Origin of the sequence: Streptococcus suis (genome assembly GCF_002964045.1) — a bacterium.
Classification (GTDB): domain Bacteria; phylum Bacillota; class Bacilli; order Lactobacillales; family Streptococcaceae; genus Streptococcus; species Streptococcus suis_U.
This window is the reverse complement of sequence record NZ_POPB01000059.1, coordinates 1-265: the sequence shown is the minus strand read 5'-3', so window position 1 is coordinate 265 and position 265 is coordinate 1. Positions and strand designations below refer to the sequence as shown.

Sequence of the window (265 nt, the reverse complement as noted above, 5' to 3'; positions counted from 1 at the left end):
TTTTGTTTATCTTGTGATAGATAAAGAGCTAGTTCATCTAATCCCAGTAGTTCACACTGCTCAATGACCTTTTTGCGTTCAAATTCTTCCCCGTAAAAAGTAAGCTGACTGAGTTCAGCAATTAGTTGCTTTTGTATTTCTATATCTCTGATATGGAAATTGAATTCATCGGAAAGTAAAATTTGATATAGAAGATGGTAGTAAGGGGAGTTTTTGCAGGCAGTTTTTATATTGTCTACAAAGTTGGTATTTTCAAATAGTTGGT

1 protein-coding gene is annotated in these 265 nt (G+C 33.2%); it reads right to left on the bottom strand.

Going from position 1 to position 265, the window contains the following annotated elements:
* A partial coding sequence (locus C1E99_RS15115) for a hypothetical protein (RefSeq protein WP_238146165.1) occupies window positions 1-265 on the bottom strand: 265 nt, incomplete at both ends.